At 67.5% G+C, this 394-nt stretch carries 1 pseudogene; it reads right to left on the bottom strand.

The features are described 5' to 3' along the window. Window positions 1-394, bottom strand: a pseudogene (locus EN780_RS38315) (MFS transporter); the annotation flags it as partial.

Here is a 394-nt window from a genome sequence, read left to right on the forward strand (position 1 = left end):
GGGTGGCATTGATCGACACTCGGAAAATCGTTCCGGCCGACAGCGTCGAGATGGCGAAGGTCAGGACCTTGAACGCCTTGAGGTCGAGCAGCGGATGCGGCGTGCGCGCGAGGTGCCGCACCGCCAGCCAGCCGACCAGCACGCCGGCGGCAATCAGCGCCACGGTCGGCAAGACGCCGTCCTCAGGATGCGCGATGCGCTCCAGCCCGTAGAGCATCGCGGCGAGCCCGAGCGAGGTGAGCACGAACCCCGGCCAGTCGAGCGGCCTGTGCTCGGCTTCGCGGTCGCCCGGAACGAAGCGGGCGACCAGCAGCAGGCCGGCCAGGCCGAGCGGGATGTTGATGAAGAAATTCCAGTGCCAGGAGAGATAGGTGGTGATGAAGCCGCCAAGCAC

Origin of the sequence: Mesorhizobium sp. M4B.F.Ca.ET.089.01.1.1, assembly GCF_004022605.1 — a bacterium.
GTDB lineage: Bacteria > Pseudomonadota > Alphaproteobacteria > Rhizobiales > Rhizobiaceae > Mesorhizobium > Mesorhizobium abyssinicae.